Here is a 13,539-nt window from a genome sequence, read left to right on the forward strand (position 1 = left end):
CCAAGCCGCAATAATCGTGAGGGAATCCACTTTGTCAACCCCATTGGTCGCCCAGATTGCAAAGGTATCGGATATAACTACTTTTTTAAAAAGACCGATAGCAAAGAGAAAAAGAGCGGCAGAAATGTTGCGGTAATTAATAACTTTGCTTTTGAGTGAATCAAACTGAGGCATCATCTCTTTGTGATGGAGGATAGGTCCTGCAAGCAGATGCGGGAAGAAAGTGACGAAAAGGGTATAGTTGAGATAATCCATCTCTTTAACTTCATTACGGTATGCATCGACCAAATAGGCAATTTGAGTGAACGTAAAGAAACTGATACCCAAGGGAAGGACAATATGCATCAACTCCCAATGTGTCCCTGCAAGTATATTAACGTTTGTAATAAAAAAATCCATGTATTTAAAATAGCCCAGCAAAAGGATATTTGAGATGACTCCAAATATCAAAACTGATTTGGGTGAGAATCTTTTATACGAAGAATTTGTGTCGTTTAGTCGGGTGATGGTAGAACCGATGGTAAAGTTAAAAAGAATCGATCCTAAAATAAGAGGAAGATAAAGGATATTCCACCACGAATAAAAAAACAATGAGGCAAATACCATCCATCCTTTAGATGCTTGTGTCAGCCGCTTTTTATTGAGCCAAAAGTAGATACCGAATGTTATTGGTAAAAAAATAAAGATGAATTCGTAGCTGTTAAAAAGCATGGGGTGTATCCACACTAATTTTCTTGATCAATTTTGCTGGATTTCCGGCATAAACGGCATTGGATTCCAAACTTTTGACGACGACCGAACCGGCACCGATAATGACGTTGTCCCCTATTGTGACGGGACCGATAATGACGACGTTGGAGCCGATATCGACGTTGTCCCCGATGATCGGTGAAGCGGAAAAAGTCCCGTTGGAGAGTTCTTTGTGCCCGATCGTCGTATTATGGCGAAGGGTACAGTTGCTTCCGATGATGCTGTGGTCATTGACGACCAGTCCTTGGCCATGGTAGAGCTTTAGGCCCGAGCCGACCGAAGTATTCCACGGCAGTTCGATTCCTAATATCCATTCGACGATGATACGATAGAAGATTAAGTAGGGGATTGACAGAATAAGAATCGGTTTCGGTGCTCTACGGCATATCTGGGCCGATCGGAATAGAAAAAGGACGAGCCTACCTTTTGTATTTCCTATGTTGGCGCTATAGTCTTGAAAAAAATAATAGCAAAATGTCATAGAGTATTTTCTTTATAGAGTTTTGATATCGTTTTGGAGTAGAGATTAGCAATATTTTGCCAGCGTAAAAAGTCACGTGTTTTGAAAGTATTTAAGCCAGTCTGGCAAATTGTATTTTGACTCTTGTAGAGTTCAATTAATATATCAGCAATCTGTTGATCGGAATCGAAGAGAAAACCATTGTCACTTGGAATAATAATGTCTTCTGCAATACCTGTACGTCTGGAAATTACACATAATCCTAGAACAAAAGGTTCAGCAATCGCATGACCGAAAGTTTCAGAGTTGGAAGGGATAATTGCAATATTTGATTTTTTGTATAATGAAAGAATTTCATCTCTGCTCATTTGGCCCGGGAAGTGAATATTGGAGGATAGGTCTAACTGAGATGTGAGTGATTGATAGCTTGACTTTAAAGGTCCCTCCCCAGGTAAATATACTTGAATAGTGTTGTCCTTGGTTTTTGCTATATATTGAGAGACCGCATTAATAATGAGGTGTTGATTTTTACCAACTCTAAATTGTCCAGGAAAAATTATTGTTAATGGAGTAGATGCAACGCAAGTTTGGATATCAGAACTGAAAAAAGATTCATCAACACCTAGAGGGAGGATAGATGTTTTTTTCTGGATAAAATTAAATTTTTTGTAAACAGCTGTGGATGCTGCGAAAACATGGTCTGCAAAGATTGAAAGTAAAAATTGGATAACTAGTAGTGCAATGTAGGATATATACTTTTTATTGTGTCTATATCCGTGAATAGTGTAAATAATTTTAAATTTTTTGGTTGAGCGGAGTTTTACGAGTGCTGAAATGATGAGCTGCCAATTGGTTTGTACATGCACTATGTCTGGTTGATTCGTGGCGACAAAGCTCCAGAATTCATTAACCAGTTTCCAAAAATCTTGATGATAGTCTAGGCCATTGATAATCGTATAAGCTAGATGACAATCAATCAGTTTTTTCTTTAATCCTTTTTCTTGTTCATTCTCTCCAGTTAAAAAAACAAATTCTAGATCATGTAATTTTGAAAAATGAATGGCCTGTTCTGTGAGTAACGTCGAAAGACCAATATTGTGGCTTGAAAGAAACATTGCAACTTTCATAACTATACGGCCTCTCTATATTTGAATGCTTTCCTAATAATTGAATCAGGTGTTAAAGTAAGAAGTAAAAACACGAAAATTTTAGGGTAAAAAAATCGCATACGTAATGCCTTTAATACTTCTTTAAATGCTTTAAACCGTTTTTTATGACGTAAAAAAGTTGAGGCTCTCATCCCATACCAGTGGGCAATATAGTATTTATAAGATTGTAAAGATTCTTTTTGGACTATGGGGATTAAACACAATAATTCATTTCCTACTACATCAATATCTGAGACAGGACGTCCTGGTTCCCAAGCTTGTATTTCGTTGTGATAGATACTCATGTTTTGTTTGGAATAGGCAATACCATTGTGGATAGAGAGTTTTGCCCATGTTAAAAGATCTTCGCCTGATTTAATTCCAATGGGAAAGCCACCGATGTTTTGAAGGCTCTCTTTTTTTGCGCATACAGCCGACGTCCAGAGTGGTGGAAGATTTTTAGTAGCAACAGAAAAATAATTATCGAGTATACCGTCAGGAGATGAAAAAGAGAGCCCTTGAAGCTGAACCATTGTAGAGGAGGAATTATTTTGAATAGTATAGCTTGTCGCATAGACATTGCAATTCGGATACTTAGTAATAAGTGAGTAAATTACAGATAGGTATTCTGGAAGCCATTCATCATCAGCATCTAAAAAAGCGATGTAATTAAATTGTGCTTCTTCGATTCCGCGGTTTCTCGCGGCTGAAACCCCAGCATTGAATTGGGAAATTAGGCGAATGCGTGAATCATTGAATTTTTTAACTTCAGTTGTGCTGTTATCAGTTGAACCGTCATCTATGACAATAATTTCAAAGTCCTGATAGGTTTGTGCTAAAACAGACTTAAGTGTTGAAGCAATATCTGCTTCTTTATTGTATAGAGGAATGACAATACTGATCATACAGTAGACCTTTGTTCTTTTGTAATTTTCGTATATGCTACTGCTATCCCTATGAAGATAAAGGGATAAGCATGCGCTGCAAAACTATAATTTACCACGTTATCTGTATACATTGTACTAAGTACAGGGATGTATGATAAAAATGCTAATGCATGGGTGATTTTCAGACTATCCATTTTTTTACGCATAATAATGTTATGGGCATATAAAAAAAATATCAAAGGAAAGGAGGCGTATAAGATTAGTCCAATATTTCCGGAATCCGAGAGTATTTGTACGTAGTCATTGTGCAATACTTGCAAACCACCGAATACAAAATTTTCATACATATATTGTTGGACACTTCCGAGCCCTGAACCTGTCCATTCGTGTCCGGTGTAAAATTTGTCAAGTGCCCATTTCCACATTGCAAAACGGGCATTACTATCAATATTATCTGTAGAAATGGAAGATAAGTCACTAATGTTGCTCACTTTTGCGGTTTCATTAAACATTTTTTCTCGTACTTGAGGGATGAAGACGACGCTTGAGACTGCTACTAGCGCTATTAATGCAATATAAGGGAGAGAAAGCGCTTTATATCGTAGATAGGAGGCGAACATCATGACTAAAATAATGGCCAATAAGCCTGTACGAACACTTTGCAAGACAGAGGATAGGAAGAACCATCCGATTAAAATAAGGTATTTTTTTTCTCCGGTATGCCACCACATAACAAAGGAAAGAGCACTCATGATTCCAAGAAAATCAGCCAGTGTGGACATAGGCCAGAAGAGTCCATCACCATAAAAATACCAAATTTCCAAGACATGTGTCATCACACCGCCGAGAAGAATAGAGAAAATAAATGCGGCGAATATCATCCAGCGCATGGCAACATAGATAAATAGAGGAGATCGAACAAAGGTGGCCGCAAAAAGCATAATAAGAAAAGGATAGAGATATTTTAGATATGCGCGGATACCGTATCCGATATCAACAGTCCATATTAGCGATATTGCCAGCCATGTAAGAAATAGTAGGTAAGGCAAATAAATAGGTTTGAGTTTAAGAGATTTACTATAAAAAGCAAAGGCTAACAAGATCATGGTAATCCAGACCATCAAACGAAATGCCGATAAGCTGACGCCTACATTAACGCCGACTTGTACCATCCCAGTAACCATCGTGACGAGAAGGAATCGCTCTCGTCCACTGAGTAGAACTTTTTGAGTTTTAGAAAGTCTAACATAAGCCGGACTTGAAAATAAAAGTTTAAACGCATACCCTGTTAACGCTAAAAAAACAATAATATTTAACAAGGCAAACATGAGTTTTTAAATCCTTTTTAAAATATTGCCGTAGATGTCAGCTATTGTTTTTTGGTAAATATTGTATGCAAAAGTAGCTTTAACTTTGTTATGTCCATTTTCACTCATCTGGTCCCGTAATACGGGATTTTTAAGCAATTCGATAATTGCATTAGCAAAGATAACTGGATCGCTTGCATCAGTTAAAATACCTGAATTATTATCTATAACTTCCATAAGACCGTCGACTTTTGAAGCAACAACGGGGATTCCGTAACTCATAGCTTCGATGGCTGTGAGCCCAAAACCTTCGAATCGTGAAGGTATAACGACAATGTCCATCTGCAAATAATGATCTTGTAACACTTCTTTAGGCTGGAGACCTGCCCATGTAATAGCATGGGCAATATGTAGTTCTTGTGAAATATTAACTAGTGTTTCTCTTTCACTTCCGTCTCCAATGATAAGAAGTGTGAGTTTTGGAAAAACGGAGAGTATTTTAGGCATGGAAAATAAAAGTCTGTCGATCCCTTTTTCGTAGCTGAGCCTGGAGACAACACCGATTGTAAAAGAGTCAATGGTTTCTTTTTGCAGAAGTTTTTCAGGAATATCGGTGCAATTGTATACGGTAAAGTGCTTTCGCCCCTGTTTATGGAGTTGCGGATTGTACAGACTGGGGTTTATTTCGAAAAAAGCTTGTTCGGAAGATTGTGAAACGCATAGAAACAGGTCGCAAACATAGCGGCTGAGGAGTCTCGGAACCCATTTTCGCGTGTAAATATGGCCGGGAACGTGCGCCGTGGCAATGATACGGCGTGCTCCTAAAAGTTTGAAGATAATAATTGCCAGAGATCCCGGTGCCATGTACTGTACATGAATGATATCAGGTTTAGACGTATGAAGGGCATTTTTAAAACCCTTCCATAATGTTATAAATGTAGACCAAGGCCCTTTCGGACGTTTCCCGTCCGGACTCATCAAAACGACTTCGGCACCTTCGGATTTCATATAGTTGACCATTCGAGGATCGTATTCGAAATAGCATAGTACGACGGGAAAATAGCCACTGTCTCTCAGTGCATGTACAAGGTTAAGAGTTTGGTATTCCGTTCCACCGAGCATGAGACATGGGATGGCGATAAGAACTTTATTTGAATGTTGATTTCGCATTTTGTAACCACTGTTTTAGTCTAGAAGTCGGTGAAAATGAATAAACTGTATAAGAATAAATTTCTTTTGTTTGATCTGTAAATAAATTTTTATAAGATTTAGCCCCTCTCATTAGATCATAAGTGTGGTACTTACGTTTTAACATATCTTCTATTGTTAGTAATAGATGGACTTTACTAGGTGCAAATTTGGCATATGTCGAATCAAAAACAGGCATATACGAATAATACACTTCTTTAAAGGTGAAACCTATTCTCCAACTGATGATATTATTTTCTAAGATTAGTACGGAAAAATGTAATAACCCTTTTGTCAAAAGATATTTAATGAGATTTTCATGAAAAGAGGGAGCTTTATAAGCATTCGGGTATCTTTCTTGATGTGTTTTAATCATAATCGGTAGTGTTTCCAATGCTTCTTCTGTATTTAAAACTTCATAGCGTAAAGTTCCATTTTCTCCTAATATACGCGCTGAGCGCTTCAGATCTTTTCGGCTACTTTTCGAAAGGGTATTGAGATATTCTTCTAATGTTTGATGGTTTTTCAGATCGATATAAGGACAAAGTTCATTACGTTGTTTTTGAAATAGAGGGTTCTGTATTGCATTAAATATGTCATCGGTCAATAATTCATCATATTGGAAGTTTTGTAATCGGCATTCTTCTAATAGTGCAGTCCAAAAAAAAATCATATCTGTCGTTTGACCGATAAGTAACGGTTCATGATAGTCAAAATCAGAGTATCCTGCAGGAATAATTGTGTGCATGAAAGCATTTTTCCAATTTTTTTTCCAGAGGATTAGTGGAAGAAAAATGGTTGTATTTTCATTATATGCGACACAAAACATTGGGTGAAGTTCGCGTAGAGAGAAATAGGTATCAATCCATACCCGTACCATTTCAGGATGGAAAAATATATGAGTATTTTCTGCTTTATCAATCCATTCTCGCCAACGGGACTGAAAAGGTTCGGACCAGATAGTATCCCAGTTGGTGATCCATTCAAATTTCATTGGTAATCCACCTTTTCAAAAATTTCATAAGGCCATTTAAAAGCGCTGATAAAGCGGTTTGGAAGAATCCCGCAATAGGGACGACCATCGGAAGTTTGATCTTTAAGATAACTTTGAATAGCAATGTTTTTTTCATGGATAACATTGTCGATTGATAGTCGGAAGGTATGGTCGAAATTAAGTGCTTTAATATTTCGTAGGGGAACTGAAAACCATACCCACACCCAATATTTATATAAATCAGCCGTGCTATTCATCTGTCGAAGAGTATCATAGGTGAGCTCGAAAGCTGCTGTATGATCAGACCATCCCTCGGCATCATGAGTACAAAAAACTTCCTTCGGATTGATATCGCGTAATTTTTCTAACAGTACACGCAAAGCGCTTTCGTAACCAAATTCACCTCTATTTGGGATGGAACCATCTGTTAAATTGAGGCAAAGTATTTGTCTTACACCGAGTTTCTTGCAAACACGATAGGCTGTATTGAATCTATGAAAAGCGATCTCATCTGTCGAGATATCAGATAGGCTACTTTCTCCTCGTGTCAAAAAAATAACTGTCAGATCAGCATTTAGGAGAGTCTTTTGGCAGATAAGTCCAGCACATCCAAATGTCTCATCATCAGGATGAGGGGCAATGATGACTGTGGAAGAAGAAGTTGGTATTATAGCTTTTACTTTGGAAAGCTTATGTCGGAGGATAAATTGTCTCAACAAACGAAAAGTATCTTTTGCACTCATTGGATTATTCCGTTGCGGAGAATTTTGAGATAGAAATTCGCAACACATTGTGCGGAATATTCAGGGGAAAGGAGCGGTTTGAAACGGTTGATTCCATTTTGTATGATTTCTTTTGTTCGAAGGGGATTTTTAAGAATCTCCAAGGTTTTGCGAACGATAACTTCTTCGTCAAGAGGATCGGCTAAAAATCCGGTTTCTCCATCCACAATGAGTTCCTGAGCTGCTCCTTTGGCCGGAGCAATGACGGCCGTACTGCAAGCATTAGCTTCAAAAGGGACTCGACCGAAGGCTTCTCCCCGTGTAGTTAGAGAAAAAACAATATCGCTGGCCTTATAAACACGGGCTACTTCGGAAATTTGCTGTTCAGTGAAGTGTACTTTGTTTGTAATTTCAAGTTCACGGCAGAGTGTCTTAAGTCTGGAAAGTTCACTTTCATTTCCACCTCCCGCGATCATTAATAAATGTTTCGGATAATCTGTAGCAATTCGAGCGAAAACACGAATGGCCATATCGTGCCCCTTGTGTGGAGAGAGCAATCCTACGGATGATAATAAAAATTGATCAGCTGAGAAGCCGAGACTTGCTAATGCTTCATGCTTTGTGTATTTTCCCTCATATTGATTGTAGTCAATCGGATTGTATATTGTAAATGCAGATGTGTTCTGCGGATTCTTAAGAAGAACTTTTTCCCGTACAAATTCAGATACGCAGATAACTCCATCAAGTATGGTTTGAAGATTTTTTGAGGGAATCCAGTGCATTGTATCACTACGTGAGTGACCAACTACTTTTATGCCAAACAACTTTGGTAGCCATACACACCAAAATGTGTTCGGTCGAAGTAAATTAATGTGCAATATATCGATCTTTTCTTTTTTGGTAAAAATAGCAATTTTTAAGGCAAAGAGAAAGCGTTTCAGCATATCACTGCCACGCATAGGCTTTTCCCACCGATCGCTTCCCATCCACCATTTTTTTTCGTTTGCAAGATAGTGGAATCTGCAGTCAAGGTCAGCATAGCGTTCTTGATGAGGTAGCGGATATCGAAAAATAATTATAGGTGTGAAATCATTACGATTGAGATGTTTAATCAACGAGTACATACTGCCTTCTGCACCTGAAAAAATATCGCTGTACTCAAGGTACGCTATTTTTATGGATTTCATTATCAGAGCCTTTTCTTATGCATATGTGAATGTTCTTTTCAGCTTTAGAAGATGTTTTTCAAAAATCTCCCAACTAATCCAGGCAAAAAGAACACTAATTAAAATAGATAATACGGTATATGCCGCCGTAATTTCTAACACATGTGACGGACCATATAAAATAACCCACTTTTGATAGAAATAAGTTTTATAAAATGGCCGTAGCCATGCATGAAAAATATAAATACCATAACTTATTTTACCTATGAAGATAAGCCATTGTGCAGTCAAGATTTTCGATTTTTGATGGAGACTTAATATCAAAACGGCACTAAAACCGATCAAAGCTAATATGTGTATAAAAAAATCTCTGAAAAATCCTAGGCTTCGAGGGATAAAAATAGCTATAAGAAAGATTGCAATGAGTAAAAACAAATTTGATTTGAGCCAAGCTGTAAGTTTTAGCAAGTAATTTTGGTTTGAAAACTCGTAATAAGCAATGATGCCCCCTAGAACTAAACTTCCGGATTGAGTGAGTGTCGTCCATCCAAAAAAAGGATGAAGAGATGCTAAAAGCCAAGATATAAGAGATATAAAGAAAATTCCCCACATCCATTTCGCTAAAGTGTGTATAGGTATAAAAAAAATTAAAAACGGCCATAATAGATAAAAGTGTTCTTCGACACTCAATGTCCAGAAATGCCCAAAATTTACGAAATTTGGAGTATCCCATGCGACAAAATGAAAAAAATGGACATTTGATACATACAACCATAGTTTCCACTGTTCTTTGAATATAGGTTCAGCATCTGTCGGTATAGAAGAGAAAAAGGGAATTATAAAAAAACTGATTAGAAGAATAAGATAATAGAGCGGAAAAATACGCAAAATTCTTCGGATAAAAAAAGATTTGAAATAATTTTGCGAATCTGTACTATGTATCAATATCCGAGTAATAAGATATCCTGAGAGGATAAAAAACAGTTCCACACCTTTTGTTCCAAACATTGATATTTTAGTTAAGAAGGGCCCTAAAAAGGGATAATGAATAAGAAGCTGTGCTTCGTCAACATTAAAAAAATGGGCCATCATAACCATAAGGATAGCAATACCGCGCAAACCATCGAGCTCAGGAATATGCTTGGATCGAGAAAAATCTTTATTTTTCATAGTTTGTCATGGTGATTGAATCTATCAAATGCTGATAGTTATTCGACATTATCGACAGTGATAACACTGTCTTGGCCTGTATTGCAGCGTTGAGAGAGAGTGTGTTTTTTAGTATTTCATTGCTGCCGATTAAAATACATTTTTCAGCGAACGCATCGATATCGTCTTTGGGAACCAGATAACCCGTTTTACCATCCGTGACAGTGGCATCGGTAATCCCAGGCAGCAATGTAATGACGGGAATAGCCCCTTCCATCATTGCTTCAGCGATGACGAGACCGAATGCCTCGACGCGGGTTGGAAAGAGGAGAATATCAGATGACGCGAGTATCTGCCTCACTTCATCATGCGGTATTACACCCATAAAATATACTTTCTGAGATAAGCCTTTGTTTTGAAAAATATTTTTAAGTTTACCTACCATTTTACCGTCACCGATAATTCGTAGACGGGCATGGGGGAGTGCTAAGACGATTTTTTCGAAAATGGCTGGAAGCAGGTCTGCTCCTTTGTGTTCGTAGACGGCTCCGACAAATGTGATTGTAAGATCGGAAGGATCAGTGAGATGCTGAATAGTGCTCTTTGAAACGCCGTGAGATATAACATACGTATCGGATGCAGCACGTTCAAACTGACTGTAACGGATAAAACCTTCTTTGATTCCAGGTGTTGGAGCGACCCATGCATCGATATACTTTTCATTGATTCCAGAGATGCGGTAAAAATCATTGATATCGTTATGGATGATATCGATAACGGTACATTTTGGGATAAGCGGAAGGAGAAAATGAATAACCGCATTGTAGTTGATAATAATGACATCGGGACGGCTTATTAAAATATGCCACCAAATGGCAATGTATTTGAGTAACTTCGGATAGTTACCGAAATAAGCAGTAGAGTTCGTAATGGATGAAAAATTATGATAGTTATCTTTGTCCGAATGGGTTACGAGTCCTATAACGGTTTGTCCGTATTCACGAAATCCTTCAGCGAGAGAAAGGGTAAACTGTCCCAATCCACCCCAGGGGATGTGACTGTTTATAATCATGATTTTCTTCACTCAGTTGTCTCCATCGGTTTGATTATAAGTTCAGTTTTTCCGTAAACAATGGAATTAGACGGGATAGACCTTGTTATGACGGTATTTGCCCCGATAACAACATTACTCCCTATTGTAACACCTTGACCGATAAATACACGACCGGCTATCCAGACATTATTTCCGATAGTGATTTGTGCTCCTTTATATCCTTGAGATTTAATGGATGTATTAGGATCCGAAAATACATGATTATGATCGATGATCATCGTATTATCACCTATCATGCAATTATTTCCGATGGCAATACCGTATCGAGCTACAATAGAAGAGTTTTTATTCATAAAAAAATTGTTGCCTATTCTGACAGATGCTCCGTTTCTAGCTTCAATATCACAGTTCTTTCGTAAATGAACTTGTCGTCCTAAGTACACATGAGAGTGAAGATCAATTGTAAATTCAGCCATAGGTTCCCAAGAAAGACGAAATCCCAGTACATGTAATCTACCCTTATTTTTGAACAATAGATAGAATTGTTTTAAATAAAAAAATACAATTAACGGATTCATCAGATTTAAAAGTTTCATCTAGTGCGCTTTCTTATCGTAGTTAATGGTTTAAGTAGCAAATTAACTATTGGATTATTTAGTCTTACTAAGTACCAATAAGATGCATAGATAAAACCAAAATGAGATTTTTGTACTTTAAACATTTCAACATTCGTATTAGCAGTCGTAGAAATTCCGCCCAAACAAAAATTCGTAAATTTTTTCTTTAAATATTTATATGTCAACCCTTGTCTAATCAATTTAATTACAAAATCATAATCGGCGGCGATACGATAACTTTCATTAAATTGTAGTTTTGCCAAAATATTCTTTTTTACAAAAAGAGCAGGGTGCGGGATAGGCATATGATGTTTGTAATTGTCTAAGTTTACTGTGAAATGACTCTTCAAGATACCTTCTTCATCGACAACATCCAAGTCTCCAAAAAAGTAGTCAACATCATTTTTTAAATTTTCGACAATATAACCAAAAGTGTCAGGCTCATACCAATCATCGGCGTTTAAAAAACCTATGTAATCCCCCGTGCATAAGCCAATCGCTTTGTTCATAGCATTGTAGATTCCAGTGTCAGGCTCGCTGATCCAGTAATCGATTTGGTCATCATATTGCTTGATGATATCTAGGGTATGGTCTTTGGAATTACCATCAACGATGATATATTCGATGTTGTCGTAGTTTTGATTGATAACACTGAGTATGGTTCGTTCTAGTGTGTTTTCGCCATTGAAAACCACAGTAACCACACTAAAAAGAGGTTTATCTTGACGAGATGATTTTAAGTGACCTTTTAGCCTGCATCCACCATTTTTTGAAATTGAATCACCCATTTTTTCTCCCTTTTAGAAGATATAAATTTCGGTAAAACCAGTACGGCGTAAACCAGTTATTCGTAATGGCATGTGCGATCAATGTCCCCATCGCAATGCCAGGAAGCCCATATGCTTTTGCAAATAGAACCGAAAGGAACACATTTAAAACCGCCTCGATCAGCACTACCCAGGCTACCTCTTTGTGTAATCCCATCGCCATGACGAACACGGAACTGACATGATTCCATGTATGAATGAAAGAAAATAACAGAAGAATATTAAAAACATCCATATCTACCTGCAGTTTATCTCCAATCCATAGTTTGATCAGCCAAGGTCCGATAAAAAAAAGCGTACCATAACCCAGAATGGCTAGACTTACAGATATAAGCATGGTTCGGTTGTGCAGTCTCTTGATTTCATCATAGTTTTCTTCATGAAAAAGTTTCGCAATGTCCGGAAACATAATATCTGTAATTTTGAAAAGTATTTTTTCGCTGATGCTGACCACTTTTTGTGCAATCGAATATACGGCTACAGCTGCTAGTCCCAATACAGAAGAGATAACGAGAGTATCACTGTAAAAAGAGATGGTTACCCCTATACTGATTAGAAAGTAATAAATACTAGGTTTGAACAGTTTTTTTAAAATTTGAATATCCACGTCTTTTAGGTGAATACTGAAATCAATTATTTTACGGGTATAAAGATACATGACAGTAGACAGTATCGCCGAAATTGCCAAATTACTTATTGCCAGGGCGATGATGGAGTAACCGTTCAACAGCAAGAAAACCGTTACACTGGTTGTCATTATTAATGAAATGACTCTTATAATGTTTGAAAGGAAGAGAAACTGCCTGGCAAAGAGAATTGAATCAAAAATTGAAGAGACTAGTCCTATCGAAAAATTTACAAAGAAAATGAGAAGTAAAAGCTTACTGGTTTCTAAATGGTTCACACTGATGGAAAAAAAGGTATCCAAATTAATAAAAATTATGAGTGTAACAATGGATACAAAAACGATAACTCCAACGAAAAAAAATGTCATTGTAGAGATGAGAGTGTTGATCAGAGAAGTATTGATATCACCACTGATTTCTTTTGTAAAAGCCGTGTTTAATCCAAGGTTTGAGAGATAAAAGTATGAGACTATGGTATTCATCAAGATCCATAAGCCATATAGTTCAGCCCCTAATTTACCCAGTATAAAAGGTGTCATTATGATAGGTATTACAATACCGAGTAGGATGAGGAAATACGAAGTAATCAGATTTTTTGAATATGTTTTACGCAAGGACATGTACCTGCTTATAAGACGGCTGTA

At 37.3% G+C, this 13,539-nt stretch carries 14 protein-coding genes; all 14 read right to left on the reverse strand.

Features of this window, described 5'->3' with window-relative positions; translation table 11 throughout:
- The coding region (locus tag Q0389_RS07160; RefSeq protein WP_298693153.1) for an MBOAT family O-acyltransferase at positions 1 to 711 on the reverse strand (711 nt) is incomplete at its 3' end.
- Complete coding sequence (locus tag Q0389_RS07165) at positions 701 to 1,231, reverse strand: serine acetyltransferase (protein ID WP_298693155.1); 531 nt, start codon at positions 1,229 to 1,231, stop codon at positions 701 to 703. The genes Q0389_RS07165 and Q0389_RS07160, both read right to left, overlap by 11 nt.
- Positions 1,228 to 2,337: a glycosyltransferase family 4 protein gene (locus Q0389_RS07170; RefSeq protein WP_298693157.1), complete on the reverse strand. Its 1,110-nt coding sequence runs from the start codon at positions 2,335 to 2,337 to the stop codon at positions 1,228 to 1,230. Before Q0389_RS07170 ends, Q0389_RS07165 begins: the two co-directional genes overlap by 4 nt.
- Before the next feature lie 2 nt (positions 2,338 to 2,339).
- On the reverse strand, positions 2,340 to 3,263 hold the full coding sequence (locus Q0389_RS07175; RefSeq protein ID WP_298693159.1) for a glycosyltransferase family 2 protein: 924 nt from the start codon (positions 3,261 to 3,263) through the stop codon (positions 2,340 to 2,342).
- Entirely contained in the window at positions 3,260 to 4,573 is a 1,314-nt protein-coding gene (locus Q0389_RS07180; protein WP_298693161.1) for an O-antigen ligase family protein, read from the reverse strand. Before Q0389_RS07180 ends, Q0389_RS07175 begins: the two co-directional genes overlap by 4 nt.
- 6 nt (positions 4,574 to 4,579) lie before the next feature.
- Positions 4,580 to 5,722, reverse strand: coding sequence for a glycosyltransferase family 4 protein (locus Q0389_RS07185; protein WP_366936856.1), 1,143 nt, complete (start codon positions 5,720 to 5,722; stop codon positions 4,580 to 4,582).
- A complete protein-coding gene (locus Q0389_RS07190; RefSeq protein ID WP_298693163.1) occupies positions 5,700 to 6,734 on the reverse strand; it encodes a GNAT family N-acetyltransferase in 1,035 nt (344 codons plus the stop codon). The genes Q0389_RS07185 and Q0389_RS07190 overlap by 23 nt, the downstream gene beginning before the upstream one ends.
- The gene (locus Q0389_RS07195; protein ID WP_298693165.1) at positions 6,731 to 7,477 is read right to left on the reverse strand and encodes a PIG-L family deacetylase; all 747 of its coding nucleotides are present in this window, start codon (positions 7,475 to 7,477) and stop codon (positions 6,731 to 6,733) included. Before Q0389_RS07195 ends, Q0389_RS07190 begins: the two co-directional genes overlap by 4 nt.
- Entirely contained in the window at positions 7,474 to 8,643 is a 1,170-nt protein-coding gene (locus Q0389_RS07200) for a glycosyltransferase family 4 protein (protein ID WP_298693167.1), read from the reverse strand. The genes Q0389_RS07195 and Q0389_RS07200 overlap by 4 nt, the downstream gene beginning before the upstream one ends.
- Positions 8,644 to 8,658: 15 nt before the next feature.
- On the reverse strand, positions 8,659 to 9,792 hold the full coding sequence (locus tag Q0389_RS07205; protein WP_298693169.1) for an acyltransferase: 1,134 nt from the start codon (positions 9,790 to 9,792) through the stop codon (positions 8,659 to 8,661).
- A complete protein-coding gene (locus Q0389_RS07210) occupies positions 9,782 to 10,843 on the reverse strand; it encodes a glycosyltransferase family 4 protein (RefSeq protein WP_298693171.1) in 1,062 nt (353 codons plus the stop codon). Before Q0389_RS07210 ends, Q0389_RS07205 begins: the two co-directional genes overlap by 11 nt.
- Positions 10,844 to 10,851: 8 nt before the next feature.
- Positions 10,852 to 11,421 (reverse strand): acyltransferase, encoded by a 570-nt coding sequence (locus tag Q0389_RS07215; protein ID WP_298693173.1) that lies wholly within the window; start codon positions 11,419 to 11,421, stop codon positions 10,852 to 10,854.
- Positions 11,418 to 12,230 carry a glycosyltransferase family 2 protein gene (locus Q0389_RS07220; RefSeq protein WP_298693175.1) on the reverse strand — a complete coding sequence of 271 codons (813 nt, stop codon included), beginning with the start codon at positions 12,228 to 12,230 and terminating at the stop codon, positions 11,418 to 11,420. Before Q0389_RS07220 ends, Q0389_RS07215 begins: the two co-directional genes overlap by 4 nt.
- Positions 12,223 to 13,515, reverse strand: a complete 1,293-nt coding sequence (locus tag Q0389_RS07225) for an oligosaccharide flippase family protein (RefSeq protein ID WP_298693177.1) — start codon at positions 13,513 to 13,515, stop codon at positions 12,223 to 12,225. Before Q0389_RS07225 ends, Q0389_RS07220 begins: the two co-directional genes overlap by 8 nt.
- Positions 13,516 to 13,539 lie beyond the last annotated feature (24 nt).

The sequence above is a fragment of the uncultured Sulfuricurvum sp. genome (assembly GCF_937936435.1).
Lineage (GTDB): Bacteria > Campylobacterota > Campylobacteria > Campylobacterales > Sulfurimonadaceae > Sulfuricurvum.

Coding starts and splice junctions, on each gene's coding strand:
- Q0389_RS07165 (WP_298693155.1), bottom strand. CDS start 1,231: ATGACATTTTGCTATTATTTTTTTCAAGACTATAGCGCCAACATAGGA.
- Q0389_RS07195 (WP_298693165.1), bottom strand. CDS start 7,477: ATGAGTGCAAAAGATACTTTTCGTTTGTTGAGACAATTTATCCTCCGA.
- Q0389_RS07170 (WP_298693157.1), bottom strand. CDS start 2,337: ATGAAAGTTGCAATGTTTCTTTCAAGCCACAATATTGGTCTTTCGACG.
- Q0389_RS07215 (WP_298693173.1), bottom strand. CDS start 11,421: ATGAAACTTTTAAATCTGATGAATCCGTTAATTGTATTTTTTTATTTA.
- Q0389_RS07175 (WP_298693159.1), bottom strand. CDS start 3,263: ATGATCAGTATTGTCATTCCTCTATACAATAAAGAAGCAGATATTGCT.
- Q0389_RS07205 (WP_298693169.1), bottom strand. CDS start 9,792: ATGAAAAATAAAGATTTTTCTCGATCCAAGCATATTCCTGAGCTCGAT.
- Q0389_RS07200 (WP_298693167.1), bottom strand. CDS start 8,643: ATGAAATCCATAAAAATAGCGTACCTTGAGTACAGCGATATTTTTTCA.
- Q0389_RS07220 (WP_298693175.1), bottom strand. CDS start 12,230: ATGGGTGATTCAATTTCAAAAAATGGTGGATGCAGGCTAAAAGGTCAC.
- Q0389_RS07185 (WP_366936856.1), bottom strand. CDS start 5,722: ATGCGAAATCAACATTCAAATAAAGTTCTTATCGCCATCCCATGTCTC.
- Q0389_RS07190 (WP_298693163.1), bottom strand. CDS start 6,734: ATGAAATTTGAATGGATCACCAACTGGGATACTATCTGGTCCGAACCT.
- Q0389_RS07210 (WP_298693171.1), bottom strand. CDS start 10,843: ATGATTATAAACAGTCACATCCCCTGGGGTGGATTGGGACAGTTTACC.
- Q0389_RS07180 (WP_298693161.1), bottom strand. CDS start 4,573: ATGTTTGCCTTGTTAAATATTATTGTTTTTTTAGCGTTAACAGGGTAT.
- Q0389_RS07225 (WP_298693177.1), bottom strand. CDS start 13,515: ATGTCCTTGCGTAAAACATATTCAAAAAATCTGATTACTTCGTATTTC.